Annotated in this window: 23 protein-coding genes; 15 read left to right on the top strand and 8 right to left on the bottom strand. The window is 41.8% G+C overall.

Going from position 1 to position 23,421, the window contains the following annotated elements; genetic code table 11:
• Positions 1-51 precede the first annotated feature (51 nt).
• The 15 genes from WH390_RS01040 (at position 52) to WH390_RS01110 (ending at position 8,563) form a co-directional block, all read left to right on the top strand.
• Positions 52-285, top strand: coding sequence for a hypothetical protein (locus WH390_RS01040; protein WP_032116674.1), 234 nt, complete (start codon positions 52-54; stop codon positions 283-285).
• A gap of 57 nt (positions 286-342) precedes the next feature.
• Complete coding sequence (locus WH390_RS01045) at positions 343-663, top strand: Rrf2 family transcriptional regulator (RefSeq protein WP_032116675.1); 321 nt, start codon at positions 343-345, stop codon at positions 661-663.
• A gap of 12 nt (positions 664-675) precedes the next feature.
• The gene (locus tag WH390_RS01050; protein ID WP_069187520.1) at positions 676-1,632 is read left to right on the top strand and encodes a hypothetical protein; all 957 of its coding nucleotides are present in this window, start codon (positions 676-678) and stop codon (positions 1,630-1,632) included.
• Complete coding sequence (locus WH390_RS01055) at positions 1,629-3,416, top strand: DDE-type integrase/transposase/recombinase (RefSeq protein ID WP_032116676.1); 1,788 nt, start codon at positions 1,629-1,631, stop codon at positions 3,414-3,416. The genes WH390_RS01050 and WH390_RS01055 overlap by 4 nt, the downstream gene beginning before the upstream one ends.
• Before the next feature lie 12 nt (positions 3,417-3,428).
• The gene (locus tag WH390_RS01060) at positions 3,429-4,583 is read left to right on the top strand and encodes an AAA family ATPase (protein ID WP_032116677.1); all 1,155 of its coding nucleotides are present in this window, start codon (positions 3,429-3,431) and stop codon (positions 4,581-4,583) included.
• 97 nt (positions 4,584-4,680) lie between these two features.
• Positions 4,681-4,896, top strand: a complete 216-nt coding sequence (locus tag WH390_RS01065; RefSeq protein WP_290605697.1) for a hypothetical protein — start codon at positions 4,681-4,683, stop codon at positions 4,894-4,896.
• Between the two features lie 2 nt (positions 4,897-4,898).
• Positions 4,899-5,129, top strand: a complete 231-nt coding sequence (locus WH390_RS01070) for a hypothetical protein (protein ID WP_032116679.1) — start codon at positions 4,899-4,901, stop codon at positions 5,127-5,129.
• 32 nt (positions 5,130-5,161) lie between these two features.
• Complete coding sequence (locus tag WH390_RS01075; protein ID WP_032116680.1) at positions 5,162-5,692, top strand: host-nuclease inhibitor Gam family protein; 531 nt, start codon at positions 5,162-5,164, stop codon at positions 5,690-5,692.
• Complete coding sequence (locus WH390_RS01080) at positions 5,689-5,859, top strand: hypothetical protein (RefSeq protein ID WP_187290976.1); 171 nt, start codon at positions 5,689-5,691, stop codon at positions 5,857-5,859. The genes WH390_RS01075 and WH390_RS01080 overlap by 4 nt, the downstream gene beginning before the upstream one ends.
• A complete protein-coding gene (locus WH390_RS01085) occupies positions 5,856-6,098 on the top strand; it encodes a hypothetical protein (RefSeq protein WP_032116681.1) in 243 nt (80 codons plus the stop codon). The genes WH390_RS01080 and WH390_RS01085 overlap by 4 nt, the downstream gene beginning before the upstream one ends.
• On the top strand, positions 6,095-6,724 hold the full coding sequence (locus tag WH390_RS01090) for a LysE family translocator (RefSeq protein WP_032116682.1): 630 nt from the start codon (positions 6,095-6,097) through the stop codon (positions 6,722-6,724). The genes WH390_RS01085 and WH390_RS01090 overlap by 4 nt, the downstream gene beginning before the upstream one ends.
• Positions 6,725-6,740: 16 nt before the next feature.
• A complete protein-coding gene (locus WH390_RS01095) occupies positions 6,741-6,920 on the top strand; it encodes a hypothetical protein (RefSeq protein ID WP_032116683.1) in 180 nt (59 codons plus the stop codon).
• Between the two features lie 137 nt (positions 6,921-7,057).
• Positions 7,058-7,480 (top strand): gp16 family protein, encoded by a 423-nt coding sequence (locus WH390_RS01100; protein ID WP_032116684.1) that lies wholly within the window; start codon positions 7,058-7,060, stop codon positions 7,478-7,480.
• Positions 7,474-7,848, top strand: a complete 375-nt coding sequence (locus tag WH390_RS01105; RefSeq protein WP_032116685.1) for a Mor transcription activator family protein — start codon at positions 7,474-7,476, stop codon at positions 7,846-7,848. The genes WH390_RS01100 and WH390_RS01105 overlap by 7 nt, the downstream gene beginning before the upstream one ends.
• A 229-nt stretch (positions 7,849-8,077) precedes the next feature.
• Positions 8,078-8,563: a hypothetical protein gene (locus WH390_RS01110; RefSeq protein WP_406850622.1), complete on the top strand. Its 486-nt coding sequence runs from the start codon at positions 8,078-8,080 to the stop codon at positions 8,561-8,563.
• 331 nt (positions 8,564-8,894) lie between these two features.
• On the opposite strand, the gene WH390_RS01115 is transcribed toward WH390_RS01110, so the two are convergent.
• The 8 genes from WH390_RS01115 to WH390_RS01150 form a co-directional block, all read right to left on the bottom strand.
• Complete coding sequence (locus WH390_RS01115) at positions 8,895-9,185, bottom strand: hypothetical protein (protein ID WP_406850623.1); 291 nt, start codon at positions 9,183-9,185, stop codon at positions 8,895-8,897.
• An 11-nt stretch (positions 9,186-9,196) separates the two neighbouring features.
• Positions 9,197-12,151, bottom strand: coding sequence for a pentapeptide repeat-containing protein (locus WH390_RS01120; protein ID WP_052044876.1), 2,955 nt, complete (start codon positions 12,149-12,151; stop codon positions 9,197-9,199).
• Positions 12,152-12,208: 57 nt separating this feature from the next.
• Positions 12,209-13,417: a hypothetical protein gene (locus tag WH390_RS01125; protein WP_032115406.1), complete on the bottom strand. Its 1,209-nt coding sequence runs from the start codon at positions 13,415-13,417 to the stop codon at positions 12,209-12,211.
• A 450-nt stretch (positions 13,418-13,867) separates the two neighbouring features.
• On the bottom strand, positions 13,868-14,860 hold the full coding sequence (locus WH390_RS01130; RefSeq protein WP_052044877.1) for a calcium-binding protein: 993 nt from the start codon (positions 14,858-14,860) through the stop codon (positions 13,868-13,870).
• A 303-nt stretch (positions 14,861-15,163) separates the two neighbouring features.
• Complete coding sequence (locus WH390_RS01135; RefSeq protein ID WP_052044878.1) at positions 15,164-15,889, bottom strand: calcium-binding protein; 726 nt, start codon at positions 15,887-15,889, stop codon at positions 15,164-15,166.
• Between the two features lie 425 nt (positions 15,890-16,314).
• Complete coding sequence (locus WH390_RS01140; RefSeq protein WP_148305555.1) at positions 16,315-20,433, bottom strand: pentapeptide repeat-containing protein; 4,119 nt, start codon at positions 20,431-20,433, stop codon at positions 16,315-16,317.
• A gap of 19 nt (positions 20,434-20,452) precedes the next feature.
• Positions 20,453-21,352, bottom strand: coding sequence for a hypothetical protein (locus tag WH390_RS01145; RefSeq protein WP_148305556.1), 900 nt, complete (start codon positions 21,350-21,352; stop codon positions 20,453-20,455).
• Positions 21,342-23,093 (bottom strand): hypothetical protein, encoded by a 1,752-nt coding sequence (locus tag WH390_RS01150; protein WP_032115408.1) that lies wholly within the window; start codon positions 23,091-23,093, stop codon positions 21,342-21,344. Before WH390_RS01150 ends, WH390_RS01145 begins: the two co-directional genes overlap by 11 nt.
• Positions 23,094-23,421: the final 328 nt, after the last annotated feature.

A 23,421-nucleotide genomic window follows, 5' to 3' on the forward strand; every position in this document is an offset into this window, starting at 1 on the left:
TTGAATGCTATTGTATATTTATTTTTAACTTTTTATAACGGAGATAACACCATGTCACTGCAACACCCAGCCGACTTTAAGCGCAATTTTTACGAGCATATCTATCAGCAATATCCTTCGGTCGCTAAGTGGGCACAGGAATATGGTTTTAAGCCTCATGACATCTATGTGTTACTGAATGGTGCTTGCCAAGGCTCACGCGGAAAAGCCCGTAAAGTAAAATGCGCTATTGAACAGATAGTTGGTTCACCCATGCCATACAGTAAAAAACGCCATAAAAAATAACATTCGCCTGTTTCACTGACGGTAACACAATTTCCATTAATGAAAAAGAGGCATTCGATGAAAAACACCTTATTACTGCACCCCTCTTCACGCACACGGCGGGCGCTGCGTATTTTGAAAGCCATGAAAGGGCATTACCGCGACGGCCTGTCCAATAAAGCCCTGGCGGCGCTAATCAATGACTCTGCGGCCAATATCAGTCGCACCCTGCCATTTTTAGTGGAAGAAGGGATGATTGAGCGGCGCTTCAATGGGAATTACGCCTTGAGTGAAGAATTGATACAGATTGCCCTTGCCTTTTTTGATGAAACCGAACGGGCACAAATCAAGATGGCAGAAAGGCATGGCCGCTGCGTAGCCTCATCGTCAAAACTGTAAGAGGACAAAATAATGGGTAGAAAAGCATTACCGATGACGGCTGAAATTGCCCCCGAACAACCGTTGGCACCGGATTTAATGAACAACCTTAATGCCCTGGCTGAACATCAGCAAGCCATTATGGATAAGTACGGCGAGGGCTTGCCCTATCAGCGCGAGCGCATTGTGCATGAGGCGCGCTTCTATATGGCACAGAGCGCCGAAGCCATGCTTGAGGCGGGGAAGCGACTCATTATTCTTAAAGAGAATGAACCTCATGGGGAATTTACAAAAATCCTTGAAAAGGATTTAGGGCTTATACCGCAAACAGCTCGCAGAATGATGCAGGCAAGCCTAAAGTTTTTAGGTAATGGAATTGAAGCCCCAAAACGCGCAACGTTAGGCGTTTTGGGAAAAGCTAAACTTTATGAATTATTAACTGAAAATGATGAGGATCTAGATGTTTTAGCCGAAGGCGGCACTATTGCTGGTATGACACTGACCGAGGTTGACAGGATGTCGGTACGAGAACTGCGCGCAAAATTACGAGAGACAGAAAAATCCCTTGAAGCCAGCCGCCGCCTGGCCAATGAGAAAGATCAAAAGATCAATGAACTGAGTGAAAAACGCCTGATCGATCAACATCGCCCGTTAGGGGAAGAGGGCTTACGGCATCTCCGCGAAGAAATTAGTCTGGTGGGCTTTGATGTTAAAGCTATGTTAATGGGACGCTTCCGCGAAGGGTTGGAAAAACTGAATAGCCACAGTGGGGATATTCTGTCCCATGCCGACTATTTAGCGGGGCTACTCAATGATATTGAGTTTGAAATCAATGTATTACGTAGCGACTTTGCCTTGCCCCACCACGCGGTGTCAGAGGCAGTACCTGACTGGATAAAAGACGATAGTGATGCCGAAGACGCCGATTTTCAGTTACCGGAGCACCTGCGCGGTACTGGTGAAGATAACGGTGAGGAGGTGGTGCAATGAACACCATCCTGACCGAACGCGTACTGGCGATTGCTCAGGCTGCCGAAAAAGCAAGGCATGGCGGTAAAGACGCGGTTTATCAGACAGGTTGCCAGGCACTCGGCATTTCCAGGGCGACGCTGCTGCGAAAAATCAAGCAGGTGAGCTATAAGGCACCGCGCAAGCAGCGGGTAGATTATGGTACCAGTGCCCTGACGCGTGACGAAGCTCTGTTGATATCGGGCGTTATCATGGAAGCAGAACGTAAGAATGGCAAACGCCTCTACAGTCTGCGAAAGACGGTTAACGACCTGCGGGCTAATAACCTGATTGATGCCGGGTATATTGATAATGAAACCGGCGAGTGGTTCGCCCTGTCGGTCGATGCCATCAGCCGGGCATTGTACCACTATCGTCTACACCCTAATCAGTTACGGGCACCGGCCCCGTGTGTCCAACTAAAAACTGACCATCCCAATCATGCCTGGCAGCTGGATGCGTCGCTGTGTGTGCTTTATTACCTGAAAAATCCCGATAAAAAACGCACGACACGCGATAGCGGCCTGCGCATGATGACAGAGGCGGAATTTAACAAGAACAAGCCCAAAAATCTCGACCGCATTGTTAACGACCGCGTCTGGTCATTTGAGCTGACCGACCACACCAGCGGCTGGATTTACGCCGAGTACCGCTTCGGTGGCGAAACGACACAAAATTTTACCGATGTGCTGATTAATGCCATGCAGGAGCGCGGTGGGGCCGACGTACTGCATGGCGTGCCGCGTATCCTTTATACCGACCCCGGTTGTGCCCTGGTCTCGTCCACGATGCGTAACTTGTGCAAAACCCTCGGTATTCAACTTATCGCCCATAAAGCCCGCAACGCCCGCGCTACCGGCTCAGTGGAAAAGGCGCGCGACATTCTCGAGTGCCATTTTGAATCTGGCCTGCGGTTTGTGCAAGTCGATAATATTGATGAACTGAACCGCCTGGTCGGGTTGTGGCGTAAAAAATACAACCGTACCGCCATCCACCGACGTACCGGCATGACCCGCACCGACTGCTGGCTGCGTATTACCCCTGGACAGTTAATCAAGGCACCACCTGTTGACGTATGCCGCGAACTGGCGGTGAGTCTGCCGGAAAACCGTAAGGTTAGCACCCACCTTCGCGTGTCGTTCAGGGGGAGTGAATATGATGTGCGGCAAGTCCCCGGCGTTTGCGTGGGCGACACCGTACAGATAGTGCGTAACCCCTGGCGCGACAGTGAAGCGCAGGTGGTCATGATGAATGAGGACGGGCTGGAAACCTTCTGCCGGGTGCCGGAAGTGGTGAAAGACGACTATGGCTTTGCCCTCAATGCACCGACATTAGGCGAATCGTTCAAGGCATTACCCCACACCACGGCGCAACATCATCTGGCGGAAGTCGAGCAGACCCTGTATGGCACCACCACGCCGGGGGAAACCGCCGCCGCGCAAAAAGCCAACGCCTTACCCTTTGATGGGCGCTTTAACCCTTATCTGGACAATGAACGCGATACCCCACCGATTTACCTGCCCAAACAGGGTCAGGTCTCCCCGGTTTGCGCCCCGCGTTTTGAAGAACGTTTAAACCCGGTCGTGGTGGTGCAACGCCTGCGCGCGCGTTTCCAGTCGGCGGGCAAGACCTGGCGCAGTGAATTTTACACCGCGCTGACCCAACGCTTCCCGGACGGTATTCCGGCTGACCAGGTCGATGCACTGGGTGATGAACTGATGGCCCAGTCCACCGATGTGGTGCTCAGTCTGGCCAGTCACGGTTAACGGGAGGCCATCATGCTGAAACTGAAAACCCTGTTACAACAACACAATCTGACCCAGGCGGCACTGGCCCGTGCGCTTGACCTTTCCGAGGCGACACTGGCGCAGATAGTCAACCACCATCAGTGGCCGAAACAGGACACCGACGCGCTAAAACAGCGTATCCGTGCCTGGCTATGTAACCAGGGCATCGCAGCGGACGACTGCTTTGACGGGATAACGCCCGGCGGAAAGGAAAAGCGCCCACTACTTAGCAATGAGGAAGACACCATGTTACTCAAAAAACAGGTATTGCTGCCTGCCACCAAAAAGCATTTCGGGCTGTTTCGCGCCCCGTTTGATGACCAGGCCATACAGGGTCATGAAGATGTGTTTTTAACCCCTCAAAGCCGTTATGTGCGTGAGGCATTGTACCAGACCGCCCGTTATGGCGGCTTTATCGCCGTTATCGGCGAATCCGGTTCGGGTAAAAGCACGCTGCGACGTGACCTGACTGACCGTATTTATCGGGAAAACGCCCCGGTGGTGGTGATTGAACCCTACGTGCTGGCGATGGAAGACAACGACCATCAGGGCAAGACCCTGAAAGCGGCCAGTCTTGCCGAGGCTATTGTCCATACCCTGGCCCCACTGGAAAAACTCAAACGCTCGCCGGAAGCCCGCTTCCGTCAGTTACACCGACTATTAAAAGAGAGCAGCCGCGCCGGGTACAGCCATGTACTGGTGATTGAAGAAGCCCATTGTCTGCCCATCCCGACCTTAAAGCACCTCAAACGCTTCTTTGAGCTGGAAGACAGCTTTAAAAAACTGCTGTCCATCGTCCTGCTGGGACAACCCGAACTGGGCGACAAGTTATCCGAGCGCCTGCTAGCGGTCAGGGAAGTGGTACAGCGCTGCGAAGTGATTGACCTGCCGCCGCTGGATGAACACCTGACCGACTTTCTTGATTTCAAGTTTAAACGCGTCGGTGGCGACACGAGCAAAGTCCTCGGCCCGGATGCGATACCGGCACTACGTCAACGCCTAAGCTGGCTGCGCCCGAAAAAAGACACGCCGGTCAGCCTGCTTTATCCCCTGGCTATCGGCAATCTGGTGACCGCCGCCATGAATCTGGCCGCGCAAAACGCCATTCCGGTTATCGACGCCAATATTATTCACAGTGTGCATTAAAGGAGGCTTTATGCTGAACCCCGCCGTGACCATTAAAAACCCGTCAGCGATGACCTACCAGGCCATCCAGCAGCAGTTCAGGCAATGCCTGTCGGTGATGGACAACCTCAGCCAGGAAGGTTTTACCGTCAGTCAGTTTACCGTTGATGGCTATAGCCGTCCGACCATTACCCTGCTGCATGACCGACGGTGTGATGCCTTACATAAAAAGGGGCATGCCGTTCGCTATGCCCTGGGTACCGACCATCAGGGTCGCTGGGAAAAATACCAGTTTCTGCAAGATAACTGCCGAATCACCTGGGAGGTACGTTAATCATGAAAACACGCCCTGTCCGTATTACCGCTCGCCAATCGGTTTATTTGGCAAAGACCGTCGATATGCCGGAACAGGACTATGAAACCTATTTATCGATTTGCGAAAACTGCCGTGATTTTAATGAACAGGATTGCTGTCTCGGTGACATTGCGGCCCGATATAGAATTAACGTATTTGAGCATATTCAATACAGTGACGCCCTTGAGGACATTATTTTCGAGCGCGTTTAATTCCCGACGTTGTTAATGAAAAGGTAAAAAAGATGGCAAAGAAAATAACGCGGCTTAAAGCCGTGGCGGCTTCCTGCACCCCGCAAACCCGTGAGCAGGTGATAAGCGATATTAAAAGTCTGGGCGATATCCAGCGGGAAATGACCCGGCTGGAGACACAGATTAACGATGAAATTGCGCGCTTAACCCATCAACATGCGGCTGATATTGAAGCCATGAAAGCCCGCATCACCCTGTTGCAAAGAGGTATCCAGACCTGGTGCGAGGCCAACCGTGAAGAGCTTACCCAAAACGGCAAAACCAAAACCGCCAACCTGATAACCGGCGAGGTGTCATGGCGTAACCGCCCACCGTCCGTTTCGCTAAAAGGGATGGACGATATCCTGCAGGCGCTGGAAGAAAACGGACAGACCGACTGCATTATTCGCAAAGCACAGCTTGATAAAAATGCCCTGCTCAAAAATCAGGACACTATCCAGCGACTGAATATTCCCGGCATTACGTTTCGCAACCAGCTTGAGGATTTCATTATTACCCCCTTCGAGCAGGAGGTGGCCTCATGAGCTATCAGGAAATAAAACCTCTACGCCGTCAGATTGAAAGGTACATAAACCGCGGCATACATCACCTGCGGGCAGACCATTCCGCGGCGGCGTATCGTGACTTTCAAAATGCCTTCGAGATATTGGCCGAACTGATAGCACGATTAGATGAGGAAGACACATTATGAGCATTACCTGCATCAGCTGCCATCGGGCGACTCACCACCTGCAGCCCGTCCAGGCAGACGTTATTCAGCAACCTGAAAGCGGTGAGTGGGGGATTGACCTGTTACTGACCTGTCCACACTGCGGACAGCGGTATAGCGCCTGGGTACTTAATTGGGATGTCGTGCCGCTAAAAGGTATCACGGCAAAGTCGCCATCAATACCACCCCATCATCAAACGCACGAGGTAAATAAACCATGAACCTTGACCTTTGGTTAGTTTTTTTAGGGGGTGCCTTGCTCAGTGCCGTATTACCCGGTGCGGGCGCTATCCTCACGCTTAACCATGCCTTCCAGCGGGGATGGCGCAAGACGCTACCGCTTATTGCCGGTCAGGCCACGGCATTAGCTTTGATGGTGCCCATTGTGGCACTGAGCACGGAAGCGTTGCGCGCTTCAGCGGCCGCCTGGCTGTTGCTGAAAGGCATCAGCGTACTCTGGCTACTGTTTGCCGCCTACCGAACCTGGCGCGCACCGGTCATCATGGATGCCTACGATGTCGTGACATTGATCCGCGGCTCGCAACGGTTCTGCTGGGGTTTTCTGACCGATATCACCAACGCCAAAGCGCTCGCCTTCCTACTCGCCACACTACCGGTCTTTCTTAATCCGGCCCAATCGTTAGGGCCACAAATTACCCTTATGACTCTGACGATGGTAATGGTCGATGCGCTGATGATGACGCTCTACGCATTCATTGCCACTCGCTTGCGGCCTTATTTTCAATCGCCCGAAACCCGCAAACAACAAAACCGCCTGTTTGCCGGTTTCCTGGTGTTCATTGCGGTCAGCCTTTGTTTTATTGAACATCCGACCTTAATTCAGTGAAAGAGGATAAATTATCATGTGGATATTAATTTTAGCCCTATACGCCAGTCCCTATGCCGGTCATGCTTTTTCCACGCTGCATACACAGGAGTTTGACACGGCAACCGCCTGTCAACAGGCCGCCAAACAGTTCGCAGAAAAATTTGAAACCTTCAAGGATATTGATGCCAGGGCGATTTGCGTGAAGAAGTCATAGCAGAAAATAGGCGTACAATTCATTCAATTGTATAATAACGATATTCATTTTATAATCCTTCAAAACCCGAAGGATTATTTTTTTATTCATGGCATAAGGAATCCTGACCCAGACCAAAACGATAAAGGACGCCTCCGATGACCCGACAAAAATACCTGCAGTTAATCCATATCGCGGCCCATCATCTCAAACTGGACGACACGACTTACCGCCAGATGCTGCACAGGCTAACCGGAGAAACCTCGGCAAAAGCCCTGAATATCGGTCAACTGGCGCAAGTGTTAAACGCCCTGAAAGCCAAAGGCTTTCGTATCCAACCGACTCAACCCACGACGAAAAAGCAGACCGACCGTCCGCAAATCCAGAAAATGCAGGCCCTGTGGCAGGCAATGGCCGATGAGGGCATTGTCCGGGATGCGTCAGCAACAGCCCTGGCCCACTTTGTTAAACGGGAAACCGGCTGTGATTCGCCTTACTGGCTGGATAGCCAGCAGGCCAGCCAGGTTATCGAGAAACTCAAGCAGTGGCAAAAACGCGTGGTGAGGGCAACCTCATGCTAGAGCATACCTTTCGCAGTAAAGGGCCTGAGTTACTGGTTGAGCTGGCCGAGCACACCGCACAGACTGTTAGGCAGATTATCGACGTTGATCCCGCTGTTGCTAGCCAGATAGGCGATGCCGTCGCTAATCAAATGATGCGGGTCTGGGGCGGGCAGAATGTCTACTTTCCGATGGGGCTGATGTGGAAAATAAACCAGCGCGACCGGGAGATATTTGCCGATTTCAACGGCCATAACCACCGTGCCCTGGCACGCAAGTACGAAGTCTCGCTACAGTGGATTTATTCCGTGATAAAACGGGTTAAAAAAGAAGAGCTGGCCCGCATCCAGGGCAATCTGTTTGAAGATGAGGATAAGCAGGCAGGCTGATCATTTATAACGCGCTTTAAGTACCTCAGCATTTTTTTATTACTATTATCATTACGATAGCACCCACGCAAAGGCGATAAATATGCTTGATTCAACCCTGCTGGATTTACCCTGGGCAACACTCGTAACGCTGGCCTCTGGCTACATTAGCTACTTTATTGCCAATGTTGGTCTGAAAGAACACCATAAACCCATTGATATTCTCTTCTCTACACTGATTTTTAGCCTGTTGCCGACAGTAATATACCACGTGACACTTTGGTGTGGCGTCAATGCTTACGCAGCAGCGCTGCCAACCGTGTTGTTGGCATTTACCCTGGGTGCATTGTGGCGTAAACGGTTGTGCGCGTTTCTCCGGCAGCATAATATCTCATGGTCTGACAGTACCCACTCTGCCTGGCAGCAAATGTTTGGTCTGACGGATTATCGGGCGACCGAATTACTTGTGGTACTGAAGGATGGCTCGGGCTTGCTATCACGATTGCCGGGGCGCTTCGAGGAACTTCCAAATGGGCCTTTTACACTGGGTAATAACGGCGATGTCATTCTCTATGTCACGCATAGAAGTCCGGCAAATAGCGATGAGTGGGTAGAGTATGGCGATGTTATTCATCAGGACTACGGCGCTCTTGCCACTTACATCCCTGCAGATCAAATTACCAGAATAGGCATCAGGAGAAGAGAAGCAAAGCCATCATGCTCTTCTACCGACTGAACTGGATACGACTTGAACGAATCAGCCTAGCGGCTGCAAATCGTCTTCTGTGAAACTAGCGCCAGACATCTGAGCTAGATGTTTATTTTAAGGCCACTGTGAGCCTCGTTACGGAGTTTTCTCCCCCTAAACCATCCAAACCCGTACCGCTTTGTTCTCAGAATCGCTTTAAGCAGCTTACAGACATGGCCTATCAGTTATAGGTACCCAGATCATATATTTTGGTTATTTTTTAACCAAAAAAAACTTTGAAATTCCTAGGCGTCAAGCAGCAATATGATTTCAATAATCGATTAATTTGAGTGATGATTTCTGTTTCACTATGTGTAACTTAATCACCCTGACTTGTCCCAGATAGATCCAGTTTGTCCCAGGTAGATCCACATTTATCGCACGTTTCCCGTTTAAATATCTCACGTCCTATCACTCTGCCTGGCTTTTTTGATGATAATAATAGATAATTCATTGCATGTTTGTCTGCCCAGTTTGCATTGCCTTCAGAATCACCAAAAGTGTATTTAGTTTCTGGGTGTTGCAGTTGTTGCTGAATTTCAGGTAGTTTTAAATATTTTTCATATAGTTCATTAATTGCCAAATTTTCTACCACATTTATTCCAGCCATTCTGGCCGCTATTATGGTTTGAATAAAAGAACTATTAACGTGGACTGAGGCTGCAAATGCGGATGTTGGGCGAAATAATTGAAAAAGGGCTTAATTAGTTGAGGGTGGGATTTAAAGTTATTCAGTAGTCCCAAGGAAGAGTCGGTTAGACAATTTTCTATCAGTTTATTAACAAAATGGTTAATTTCTTGATTGTTGATAAAAAGAGGTATGCCCAAAACCTCTATTAATGGTAACCTGACCTGAAGAAGATTAATGCCAGGACGGTCAAGAGAATGAATAAGTTGCAAAGCCAGTTTAGTTTTTAATACACGATATCTATCATCTATGCTATCGATACTGGTTAATAAACTACCTTCTAGATTATGAAAATGATTAAGTATCAAATCCAAGGTCGCGTCATTCCATTCAATAAATGGATTAATTGTAAGAGTGCTGTTTAAGAGTGCACCAGAAAAATCAACAGCTATAATATCTACTCCCGCCAAATTAGCATCAGCTAAATTAGCATCCCTAAAATTAATTCTACGCAATAAAGCGCCACTAAAATCAGTTCCTGCTAAGTTAGTACCTGTCAGGTTGACATTTATCAAGTTGGCATCGGTTAAATTAGCTAATTGCAAGTTAGCATTTGTCAAGTTAGCTTCTGTCAGATTAGCTTCATTTAAGTTAACCTTGGTCAGATTGGCATCGGTTATATTAGCACCTTCTAAGTCTGTATTAGTGAGATCGCTATTGGTTAGATTAGCGCCTCTTAAATCAGCACTTATCAGACTAGCGTCTAAACAGTTAGCTTCTATCAGCTTGGCACCTGCCAGATTTGCGACAAATAAGTTAGCATTTGTCAGGTTAACTTGTGTTAAATTGGCTTCTAACAAGTTAGCATTTTGTAGTTCAGACCCGGTTAGATTAGCTGCTAATAAGTTAGCATTACTGAGATTGCCATTGATTATATTAGTACCGGTTAAATTCGCTTTTGTCAGGTCAGCCCCTGCCAGATTAGCTCCGTGCATGTTAGCATGAAGGATTTTGGCATCATTAAGCTTAGCTCCACTTAAGTCAGCATCAATCATTTCGCTATTACTAAAATTTGCTGCGGATAAGTTAGCATTAGTAAGTTTGCTCTTACTTAGCTTAGCGACTAATAAATTAGCCTTTGTTAAATCGGCATCTATCAGATTGGCTGTTAATAACTTAGCTTTTGTTAGATTAGCTTCGCTCAGATCAGCGGCACACAACTTAGCATTTGTCAGGTTAGCTTCGGTCAGATCAGCTGCCAATAACTTAGCATTTGTCAGGTTGGCTTCTGATAGATCCGCGGCATATAAGTTAGTATTTGTCAGGTTGGCTTCAGTCAAATTGGCACCATTTAGCTTAATGCGAATTAGATTAGCCTTAATCAATTTAGACTTAGTTAAATTAGAGCCACTTAGATTAACAAAAGCGCTGTCTATGTTTTGATTAAAACAATGAGAAAGCTTCATGTTACTCAAGTCTTTTTTGGATAAATCGATAATCGTATTAGCTTGTCGATTTACTAATAATTTGTCCAATTGCTTAAGCGATATTTTTTCTAATTGAGTTGAAACTGTATCGGATTGAGAAGATAAATTTTTGGCGGCTGCATTAGCACCTTTTCCACCCATACCTTGGGTTTTTAACCGATAAAGACGTTCTCGTATTAAAACCGGTGCTAACTCCAGGTTACCGGCAGCATCTCGTAGATATTTTCGACCAAAAAGAACACCGGTTGTAGGATCCACTTGTACCCAAATATCTTTTCCGCGTTCCTGGCCAATGTTAACTACCTGAACGACTTTTGCCAGATCAGGGCGAAAAGCGCGTTCAGTATAGAAAGACTCAACTGGTGCAATAGATAACGCTTTAGCTTGCTTATCTAACGCTTCTACCAACGGAGTTAAACCGCTAATTTTCTGTTTTACATTTATAGCGGCATTTTTTAGGTTATTGAGACCTTTTAATCCACTAGTTGCTAACAGTTCAAATCCAGGATCAGCTGAACGGATAAACGCTACACCTACATCAACATAAGCTTTTCTTGGTACACTTTGCATTATATGAGGTAGACCAAATTTGATGAGCTGTTTTCCGCCTTCTTTTAAAGCCTCAACAATCGTCGCATGTCTTAGCGCAATCCGTAGTGCATCAATAGCGGCTTCACTAGCAGCAATACCCAACCGACGAGCTACTTGAGCACTTTTGCCAGCAAACAGTACAAAACTTAAGATATCGAATAAACCGGCTTCGATCGCCCTATTAGTATTGCCTTTTTGGGCCTCAGTAATACAGGTATAGAATGGAATCAGGCTTAAGAAAAACTCCTCCACTTTTTGTCGGGCTGTTTTTTCATAATCCTCATCTCGCAGTTTTTGACATAATTTTTCACCATGTCGTTTAGCCAACTTTGCGAATAGTATATTCGGTTTATCATTTGCTGCTTTTAAGGGCGAAATGGTCTCTATTTTTAATTTATAATCATTATCATAGCGAGCTAATCCATCATTCGGAAATAGGTCAAGAATTTTACCTTTATTGAAATCAACTCGATGTAATCTATAACGTCCTATATCCTGCTCCAGGGTTAATGCATACATCCGTGTTTCGCCATTAAACATACATTGCAGCAGATCAATCGATTCGGGTACCCTGGTCACTAATGCATCTGAATCTCTCATTCCTTGTCTTGCTAATGGCGGTAACGGGACTCCGTACAAACTACTGGTGGCATCAAATCTAGCCTTTACCAGTTGAATGCCAGCCTGTTCAATAAACTTTTGTTCGCTTTGTCTAATTGAATTAAACGTCAGGGGGAGCAAGATTTTTTCTGTCTGTTCGGTAAGTTTAGCAATTTGTTGGTTTTGGTCGGCAAAAACTTTATCTATACTAGGTAATAATGGCTTTTCGCCCCAGCGATTGTAATAGGCAACCTCACTCTTTTGATACAAATAGTTATCTAACCAACTCTCATCAATATTATGTGCTGTTAATTGTTGGCGGGCAAGTTATGGCCGGCTTTTCCAGTTTTGTAATAAGTTATTAAGTTTGAAAAAAGGGTTGTTTTGGTTGGCTTGTTCTAATTCATTAAAATAGTGTCGATAAATAGATGACATAGTTTGTTCATTTATTTCTACGCTATCTGTCATATATTCTGGTTTTAATTGCTGATGGATGAGAGCCGGTAATTTGAAATAATGAGCATATTCAGCCGGTAATTTCCGCTCAACGATAAGTGTTTGCAGTAAAACACCGGTATTAATAATATCATCCAAACTCATTTGATTAAGTTCAGCACCACTTTCGCTGAGTAGCATAGCACCTGCATGCAAATACCCCCACGCAGGTTGATTTACCATCATACTTTCCAGTCTTATTTGTTCATCCGGATCCTTAAGCTGCAGACAGAAGGTAGGCATGACTCTGCTCAATACATTTTCTTGATAATACGTACGAGCCTGCGGAGACAATATAGCCAGTCCGTTGCTACTCTTAAGTTGTTGAAAAAATTTTTGTTTTAGATATTGATGATCAAGCAATCGATTATCTTTTATTTTACCCATATTGAGTGTTATTGCAGCCTCAAGTTGCAGTAAAATCCATTTGTCCGATGGCAAGCCTAGCACCGCACGCTGCAACCACTTAGCAATAACCCCGCGCTGGCGAGATGATGAAATTTTCTCTCCCTCACCCGCACCATACTCACCTAATGGCTTTAATAGTCGCTTTGCAAGGGTCGCTTGCTTTGCTTCCGTATTTTCATTATGCGAAAGATAATCGCTGATATGATTAACTAAACGATATGATAATGTGCCATCCTCATGCGGATCTATTGTATAACCCTCTTGAATTAATAAAGAATATAACAGCCGATTTTGTTCTTGATATGCAACTGAATAAAAAAATGGCGCCTCGGTAGCGGGTAAAGTAAAATTTATTGGCTGGCTTGAAGTTCGTAAAAATGTTTCTATATTCTTAACAGATTGTATGCCAGTTACATCGGCGCTATTTATAGCTGAAATAGCGAATTTCTTATCCTGTGAAGCATTTAATTGGCGCTTTTCATTTTTTTGTATTTGATTGTTTCGAGTTTCTTTGTCATTTGAGCACTGTTCTTCAGTTAATATATTTTCAGCTTCTCGTTTATTATGGTGTGAAAGATTTGAAGTAGATGATAACCAGGCATTTGGTGAAAACGTTGAACTTATTGTAGCCATTATGGTTCCAATGTTTTAGTTTAAATAGCCTATTATATTTGAGTTATGGATTTTTTCCTTTGCTAGCAAAGATTTTTCTCAGTTAATTATTTTTTATACTTTAAATAGTTATTTTAACCTTAGTTAATATATTTTATTTCATTCATGTTATTAACCTATGCTAGCGCTTTAAAGAAGGTTCTATAAATTTTGGCGTAGCAATAAAAGTTTATTAAAAAATAATACAATTATTACAGCAGGTAACATAGATAAAATAATTATCATTCTTCGATAACAGCGAGATATGAGGTTATGATAATTAGATTCAGTGAAATAATAAAAAATTAGGAACTCAATTCAGTACCATAATTTTATCATTCATATTTTTGTTACTGTCAGATTATTTCGGCAAACGACCCGGTTATTTCGAGCCGTTAAATGATTATTGAATATTAATTAATTTTGTTTTTACTATAACGGTAATGAAAATATAATATCCTGCTCAAAATTGACTTCACCTACAATGTCAATTTTAAATTCCGCTTGCCCATCACCATTTTGATCTAACATTAGATTGGTATTGTTGGTGCTTTCATTATAGTTAAGCAATAACTCATTTTTCTGATGAGTGAAACTATCTACTTTTTTAATCTCAATTTTTTTATCATCAATTATTGTAAGATAAGAAAGATCTATTGTATCTTTGCCTGTCTCAAAATTATCTATTTTATCTGGCGATTCTGTCAAAGAATCATTTATTAAAAAATACATAAATTTATCATTGCCAGCACCACCAGTTAAATGATCGGCGCCAAGATTGCCGATAATAATATCATCACCATCGCCGCCGGATATGCTGTCATTGCCATCATTACCGATTAATATGTCATTGCCTTCACCACCGGATATATTATCATTTCCAAAACCACCTTGGATACGATCTTCACCTGCATCACCTGTTATCGTATCATCTCCATCATCGCCGGATATGTCATCATTTCCCCCACCGCCGGATATAATATCATTTCCTGCACCACCGTTGATACGATCTTTGCCAGCATCACCTGTTATCGTATCATTGCCATCACCGCCTGCTATGCTATCGTATCCCGCACCGCCTTCTATGCTATCATCTCCCTCATCGCCAAATATTTGATCATTACCTTCACCACCAGATAAACTGTCATCCCCTTTTCCCCCTTTGATAATATCATTGCCGGCCTCACCTAACAGACGATCATTGCCTGAATTACCTTCCAAGCGATCATCGCCATCACCAGCTGAAATAATATCATTACCGGCATCTCCGACTAAGGTATCATTACCAGCATAACCAATTATTTGATCATCTCCTTCAAGACCATTTATTTGATCATTTGTTGGCGTGCCATACAATATATCATGATCATTAGTGCTATTAATTAGATTATGAGTCGTGTTTTGGTTGTTTAATTTATCTTGCATTATATTTTCCCTCTATTTATTTATCATTACAAAAATAAAAAATGAAAAATAATTATAGAAGAGCATCTTATTTTAGCCTTAAATAGCGTCATTAATTTTCAATAAATCATTTTAACAATAGAACAATAACTTCCTATATTATTAATAACTTCACTATTATCATATTATCAGTTATTTAAATTTGATAATTACAATATTTATTTTTGATAGTAAGATGTATTGAATGTTTAATTAATATTTTCAAATATCGACCCGATTATTTCGAGTCGTTACATAATTATTGAATATTAATTAATTTTTTTACTATAACGGTAATAAAAATATAATATCCTGCTCAAAATCGACTTTACCTACAATGTCAATTTTAAATTCCGCTTGCCCATTACCATCGTGATCTAACATTAGACTAGTCTCATTAATGCTTTCATCATAATTAAGCAATAATTCATTTATATTTCCAGTAAATTTATCTACTTTTTTAATCGGAATTTGTTTAAGTTTATCATCTGTTATTACACCATAAAGATTTATTATATCTATCCCGCTCTGAAAATTTGTTATTCTATCCGGTGATTCTGCTGTAGAATCATTTACTGAGTTATAAGAAAAAAGATCCTTACCTATGCCTCCGGTTAATTTATCAGCCCCAGGGCCACCTATAATTCTATCATCTCCATCACCACCATCTATCTTATCATTTCCTCGGCCACCATAGAGAGAATCAGACCCATTTCCGCCTTCTATAATATCATCACCTTCTGAGCCTAAAATATCATCATGCCCATCATTACCATATAGTTTATCATCTCCCTCATCACCAAAAATAAAATCATCCCCCTCTTCGCCATATATTTTATCATTGCCTTCATGACCGTAAAGCCAATCCTTTCCTGCCCCTCCTTTAATAGTATCATTTCCTTCACTTCCATTTATGCAATCGTCTTCTGCACCACCCTTTAATATATTATTACCATCAGTGCCATTGATTAAATGTTTAGTTTGATTTTGACTCTCTAATTTATCTTGCATTAAAATTTTTCTCCATTTATCATAAAAAAACAAAAAGTGAAAAATAATTATAGAAGAATATATTATTTTCACCTTAAATATTACTATGGAATTCCCCATAAATTATTTTAATACAAAAATAATAAATTAATGTATTATTAATGGCTTTACTATTGTCATATTAGCTAGTTATTTAAATCTTATTGTTAGAATGTAATAAATATTTATTAATAATATAATTCAGCTTAAATACTGAATTATATTTCACTATGAATAATTTAAAGAGAATAACAATAAATAATATTATTAGTTAGTGATATGCTAATCTGATAGCCGTAATCAGTAAAAAACTGGCTAAGGACAAATATTAGTATCTTAATTATGGCACTGTGACAAACAACAACAGTGCCATTTTATTGATAAGCTAAATTAATATAGCAAGTATCTTACCGCCATGCCGGTGGTTGGATCCTTTTTAAAACTTCATTACAACGTTCTCTAGCTATCACAATCATTACGTCAGATAAAAGCGCTGTACAAGTGAAAGCATCCCCTATTCCTAACAATCTCGCCTTCCAATCATTAAATGTAACTTGACCCATTAGGGTTGGATCAAGTTTGTGGGCTTGTTCCATTAAAGCGTAGGCATAATATCTTAACATTAACGGTGAATGATGCTCAGTACCAAATACAGTGCTGGAAGAGTAACGGGTAAAAACGGCTGATAATGAGAATAGATGTTCTGCTTTTTCTCTATCTGAACTTGATGTCAAGCCATATAATTCCATGATCTGGCTATAATTTTCGCTTTTTAAACTATTATCTGCAAAATTAAGTACCTTAGAAAATACATCACTTAATGCTTGTTGAGAGTCATCATCTACTAATTTTGTAGTAAATGTATTGGTTTTCAATGTATCAACAAATAAAGGTTTAAGTTGGTCACCCAAATTCAGCGCCTCGATTAACTTACTAAATGTGGCCTGATGAGTATTATAAGTAAAATATTTCGAGAATAGAGGAAACTCCTCGTTGTAGCATTCATTTAAACTAGACTCAGTAAAGTTTAAACATTCGCCATCCTGAAAGCGGTAAATATTATCCCATTTGGTTTCTACATTCGGATGTAACATTTGTGACAGGATATTTTGAGAAACAACCAATACCCTGCCTTGTCTGGTCGGCGATAAAAAGAGATAGTTTGGCGCATCATTATCGCTCCAATCTACATTACCGTTACCATCACCAAAAATATCTTTAATCTGTTCATATTGCAGTTGCTGTTGAATATAAGGTAAATGTAAATATTTTTCATACAAATTATTAGCCAACCAAGCATTCGCAACGTCAAGACCTTCCGTCCTGGCTGCCAATAAAGTTTGCATAAAGCTACTATGGAATCCTTGTAACACCATCAAACTCGGCTGTTGGTCAAAATAATTAAACAAAGTATTAATTATTGTCGGGTGAGTTTCCAGGGCTCTTAGCAATTCGGATGAATGATCTTTTAAGTAATTATCTAACAATTTATTAATAAAATTATTGATTTGCTGATTTGCTATAAACGGCGGTTTACCGATAATATCTATTAATGGTAACGTGACCCGATTGAGATTAATGGCGGATTGATCCAGCGAGTTAATTAATTGAATAACCAGCTCTGTTTTTAGCTTATCATAGGCATGATCAATACTATTGATACTTGTTAAAATACTCCCATCATTATTAAAATGGTTAAGCAGCAAATCTAACTTACTTTCATTCCACTCATTCGGCAGGTCAAGGGTAAAGGTATCGTTGAGAGCCGTGCCAGTAAAATCAGTATTATTAATATGTAATCGTGCTAGCGTAGTCTTACTGAGTTCAACATTTTTAATCTCAGTACCGACTAACGTCGCACCACTCAAGTCAGCACCATTCAAATCAGCACCCATTAAGGTTGCGTTAGTTAAATCGGCGTTGTTTAGCTTAGCACTATGCAAATCAGCCCGAATCAGTTTACTCGCTTTCAGGTTAGCGCGAGTCAAATCAGCGTTATTTAATCTGCTTTCAGTTAGATTGGCTTCTGTTAGCTGGGCATCCAGTAATTTAGTATCCATTAAATTAGCCTTAGCCAATTCAGTTCTATTCAATTTAACGTCAGTCAGAATTGCATTAGTCAAATTAGCAGCGGTTAAATTAGCACCATTTAAATCAGCACGCATTAATTTAGCACCCGTCAGATTGGCATTAATCAGATCAGCTTCCGTTAAAATAGCTGCGACTAAATGAGCATCATTCAATTTTGTATTTTTTAATACAGCGCTGCTGAAATTTGCTCCGTTCAGATTGGCATTATAAAGTTCAGCACCACTCAAATCAGCTTTAGATAAATCAGCCAGATTCATAGTGACCTCAGCCAAGTTAGCCTTATATAATTTAGCGCCCTTTAATTTAGCCTTAGTTAAAGTCGCTTTAGTCAAATCTGCCTTATATAGATTAGCTTCAATTAATTTAGCTTGACTCAAATTAGCCTGGCATAGTTCCGCCTCTGGCATATTTGCCTGATACAATTCAGCGTTTTCTAGATTGGCATTTTTCAGCTTAGTCCCGGTCAGATCGGCCTTATTCAATTTAGCGCCACTCAAATTGGCACTCTTTAAATCAACCAATCTGATACTGGCCTTAGTCAAATCAACATTATTCAACTCAGCAGCAGCAAAGATCGCTTTATCCAATTCAGTATTAGCCATGTTAGCATCAGTGAGTGTAGCGCCACTTAGATCAGCATAATACAATTTTGCGCCATTTAATTCTGCCTTGGTCAAATTAACTAGCTGCATGTTGGCTTTGTTTAACTTAGCACCCGCCAAATTAGCCTCAGCCATATTAGTATTTTCTAATTGCGCTTCTGTCAACTTAGCAGCCGATAAATCCGCTTTAGTGAAATCGACCGTTTTTAGCTCAGTTTTCGTCAGATCAACACCACTCAAATTAGCCTCAGTCAGATTAGTGTCTTCTAATTGCGCTTCTGTAAACTCAGCACCCGATAAATTTGCTTTAGTGAAATTGACCTTTTTTAAGTCAGCTTTCGTCAGATCAACTCTACTCAAGTTAGCATTAATTAGACTAACACTATTCAAATTAGCTTTATGCATTTTAACCGCAGTCAAGTTAGCATTCTCAAAATCAATTTCAAATAGATTTGCCTCACTCAATTTAGCTTCGGTCAAATCAGCATTAGTAAGATCAGCCCTGATTAAAATTGTGCTATGTAAATTGGCTTTTACCAGACTAGCTTCTGTCAAATCAATTTCGACTAACAAGGCATCAGATAGGTTAGCTTCATCCAGTTGTGCTTTAATTAATTTAGCACCATTTAATTTAGCGCTTATCAACTTAGCATCGTTCAGATTAGCCGACTTTAGAACGGCTTCTTTTAGTTCAGCCTTGCTAAGATCAACGCCCTGTAATTGCGCGTTAATTAAATTAGCCTTTACTAATTTAGCCTCTCTCATATCAGCACCCGTTAGCACAGCATCATTCAAATTAGCTGCCACTAAATCAACCTGATACATTTTAGCCTGCGTTAAATTAGTTTTGCTTAAATTAGCTCTGCACAAAATAGCATTCTCTAATCGAGCTTTAATCAATTTAGCCCCAGTTAAGTCAGCGTCAAGTAACTTTGCGTTACTGAGATCAGCCTCGTGTAAATTAGCATTGAGTAATTTAGAATTAAATAACTCAGCATCAATCAGATTAGCATTTGATAGATCAACATTTGATAAAATAGCATTAATTCCCTTGATTTCAGCCAAGTTAGTTTTTATCAACTTGGCACCGGCTAAGTTAGCCTGAGATAAGTTAGCATTGCCTAGTCTAGCTTCTGTCAGATTTGCATTTTCCAATTGAGCGGCAATTAATTGAGTACCATGCATTTTAGTTTGCGTTAAATCAGCGTTATTGAGGATTGCATTTCCTAATTCAGCGTCATTTAAGTTGCTGTTTGTGAGTGTTGCTGCTGTCATATCCGCAGCAGTCAAATTAGCGCCAACTAGATTAGCTTGCGTCAAATCAGCATTAATCAATATTGTATTATGTAAATCAGCGATACTTAAATCAGCGTTATTTAGTTTACTGAAAATCATCTGTGCTTCCGCCAGCTTACTACCCTGTAGCTTAGCTTCTGTCAGATCAACGCCGTTTAGTGTCGCGTTTGTCAGTTCAGCCGATCTTAGATCAACCTTGCTCATAATAGCCTGATTCAATTTAGCGTCACGTAAGTTAGCGCCCACCATTGAAGCTTCGGTTAGATCAGAATGCATTAGACTCGTTCCAGCCAAATTAGCTTTCGCCAAGTTAATTTGATATAGCTTACTATTACTTAAATTAATATTGGTTAGGTTAGCTAATGAGAGATCGACCTTTACATTAAACATATTAAAATAATTGGTAAAGTTTATATTACTCAAATCCGCATTGGATAAATTGATAACAGTGTTAGCTTCCCGATTAATAATTAATTCTTTTAGCTTATCGAATCGCTCAGCATTTGCTGCCGAGCCTAACACTCGCTTAGATTCCACAGACCATCTTTGAGCGGCTTTACCCGCCCCCTTCCCCCCCCATTCCTTCAGTTTTTAGTTGATAAAACCGCTCGCGTATTGGTACCGGTGCTAATTCCAGTTCACTCGCTGAATTACGCAGATATTTTCGACCAAAAAGGGTATTGCTTTCCAAGTTGACTTGTACCCAAATGTTTTTACCTTGCTGCTGGCCAATATTTACGACCTGAACTTCTCTTTTTAATTCAGGGCGATAGGCCGTCTCCACCTTGAATGACTCCAGTGACTCAACAGCCAACTCTTTTACCTTTTTTTCTAACGCTTTAGCTAATGGGTTTAATCCGTGAATTTTCTTTTGTAGTTGGCTCGCCGCATTTTTTAGCGCATTAACCCCTTTTATGCCGCCCAATGTTAGCAATTCAAAACCCGGATCAGCACTACGTAAAAGAGTGACTCCTAAGTCAATATAAGTTTTTTGCGGTAAACGGTTTGCTATATGAGGAATGCCAAATTTAACGAATTGTTTTCCGCCTTCAAGTAATGCTTGTCTGATTGTAACCTGCGCTAATGCTACTCGTCCGGCGTTAACTGCAGTTTCTCCTATCGCAACGCTGAATCGGCGACCAACTTGAGCACCTTTGCCTATAACTGGTAAAAAACTTACGATATCGAATAAGCCGGCTTCGATCGCCCTATTAGTATTGCCTTTTTGGGCTTCAGTAATACAGGTATAGAATGGAATCAGGCTTAAGAAAAAATCCTCCACTTTTTGCCGGGTTGTTTTCTCATAACCCTCATCATGTAGCTTTTGACATAATTTTTCACCATGTCGTTTAGCCAACTTTGCGAATAGTATATCCGGTTTATCATTTTCGGCTTTTAAGGACGAAATGGTCTCTATTTTTAATTTATAATCATCCTGATAGGCACTATTTATCATGGCCAAATAGGCCAAGAATTGAATTTTTATTGAAATCAACCCGATATAATTTATAACGTCCTATATCCTGCTCCAGGGTTAATGCATACATCCGTGTTTCGCCATCAAACATATATTTCAGCAGATCAATCGATTCGGGTACCTTGGTCACTAATGCATCTGAATCTCTCATTCCTTGTCTTGCTGCTGGCGGTAACGGGGCACTGTACACACTACTGGTGGCATCAAATTTGGCCCTCACCAGTTGAATGTCAGCCTGTTCAATAAACTTTTGTTCGCTTTGTCTAATTGAATTAAACGTCAGGGGGAGCAAGATTTTTTCTGTCTGTTCGGTAAATCTAGCAATTTGTTGGTTCTGCTCGGCAAAAATTTGATTTATATTAGGTAATGAGATCATCTGTCGCTGTTTATTCGGAAAGTCAACCTCTCTATTGTGATACAAATAATCATCTAACCAACTCTCTTCCAGCTCATGCGCTTTTAATTGTTGGTGGGCAAGCTCTGTCCGGGACTTCCAACTTTGAGATAAAGTAACCAATTTGATAAAGGGATTGTTTTGGCCATATTGCGTTAAATAATCAAAATAATTGTGATAAACGTCGGTCATTTCCCGTGTGGTGGTAGCAGTATGTTCTTTATTTAATCGGTCATGGATCATGGCAGGTAATTTGAAGTATTGAACATATTCAGCAGGAACTTTTTTCTCCGTCAGCATCATTTCTAGCCATATACCGATATCAATAATCTCATTCAGACTCATACTATTAAAATCAGCGCCACTTTCACTCAGTAATGCTGTCCCTGCATGGAGATAACCCCACTCTGGTTGATTTATCGCCATTTGTTGCAGTCTTTGTTGTTCATCTGGTTTTTTAGGCTGCAACATCAATGTTGGCATAATACGGTTTAATAGCTGTTGCTGATAATAATCATCAAGCCTCGCATACGGCAAAGTTAATTCGATTTGATTGTGGTGATCATTTTTCAGATCTTCATGACGTAACAGGAAATTCTCTGACGATTTAGTTTGCTCAGTCTGCATTAAACTCCAGCTATCTGATGGAATACCGCCCGCTATAATTTGGTGTAGTTTATCGGTGAACTTGGCTGTCAGAATAAAGGCCTTTTGTTGCGTTTGATATTTTTCTATCTGTGCCAGTAGCCAGTTATCCATTGACTCACCAAAGATTGCATATTGTAGCCAATCGGTAATAACTGCCTGTTGACGGCTATACGAGATTTTTTCACCTTGATTAGCGCCATATTCCCCTGAGGGTTTAAGTAATAACCTGACAAAGGCGGTTATCTTTTCTTCATTATCTTTATAGCGGGTCAAATAGTCAGTGACATGATTTATCAACTCACTGGTTAAAATAATATCGCAAGGTTGACAAGTAATGTAACCCTCCTCGGTTAGTAGACCACATAACAATCTAACCCGTTCATCGTTAACAGAAAGATAAAAATCTTCTTTTGACAATGATAAGACAGTTGGTAATTTATCAGGCAATGGATTGTTAAGAACAACACTATCATGCTCATGCTTGGTGACAGCGTTATTTGACTGTGAAGTCAATGAGGTTGCTTCATCTTGCAGCATTGCATTTTCTGAATTGATTAAATTATCTGTTGGATTTTCTTCACTCGCTATATTTTCAGCAGCTTTTTTATCGCGTCGTAAAAGATCTAATGTAGAAAATAACCAGCTAGATGATGGTGCACTCGAGTTTACCAATGGCATGCTATATTCCATTATTTAATTTTATTAACGTTAAAATGTATAGACTAATATTAATTTTTTGTTAATTAATTATTTAATAACTTAGCGTTTTTTAATATTTTGTTATATTTGTTAAATATTAGTTAATATCGGAATGTGCTATGCAGATATGATAAATAAACCATCGATCATTAAAAAAACCGTCACAAACTATAGATTAAAAAATACCATTAAATTTTTTAATAAAAATCTGATATGGCCCGCCATAATAACCATTACAAGAAAACGTGAAATCACCTGCGTTTTTCAAAAACAGCAGGTACATACAGCAGGGTAAATATTACCAAAC

Source organism: Candidatus Arsenophonus nilaparvatae (assembly GCF_045346035.1).
In the GTDB taxonomy this organism is placed as follows: Bacteria; Pseudomonadota; Gammaproteobacteria; order Enterobacterales; family Enterobacteriaceae; genus Arsenophonus; species Arsenophonus nilaparvatae.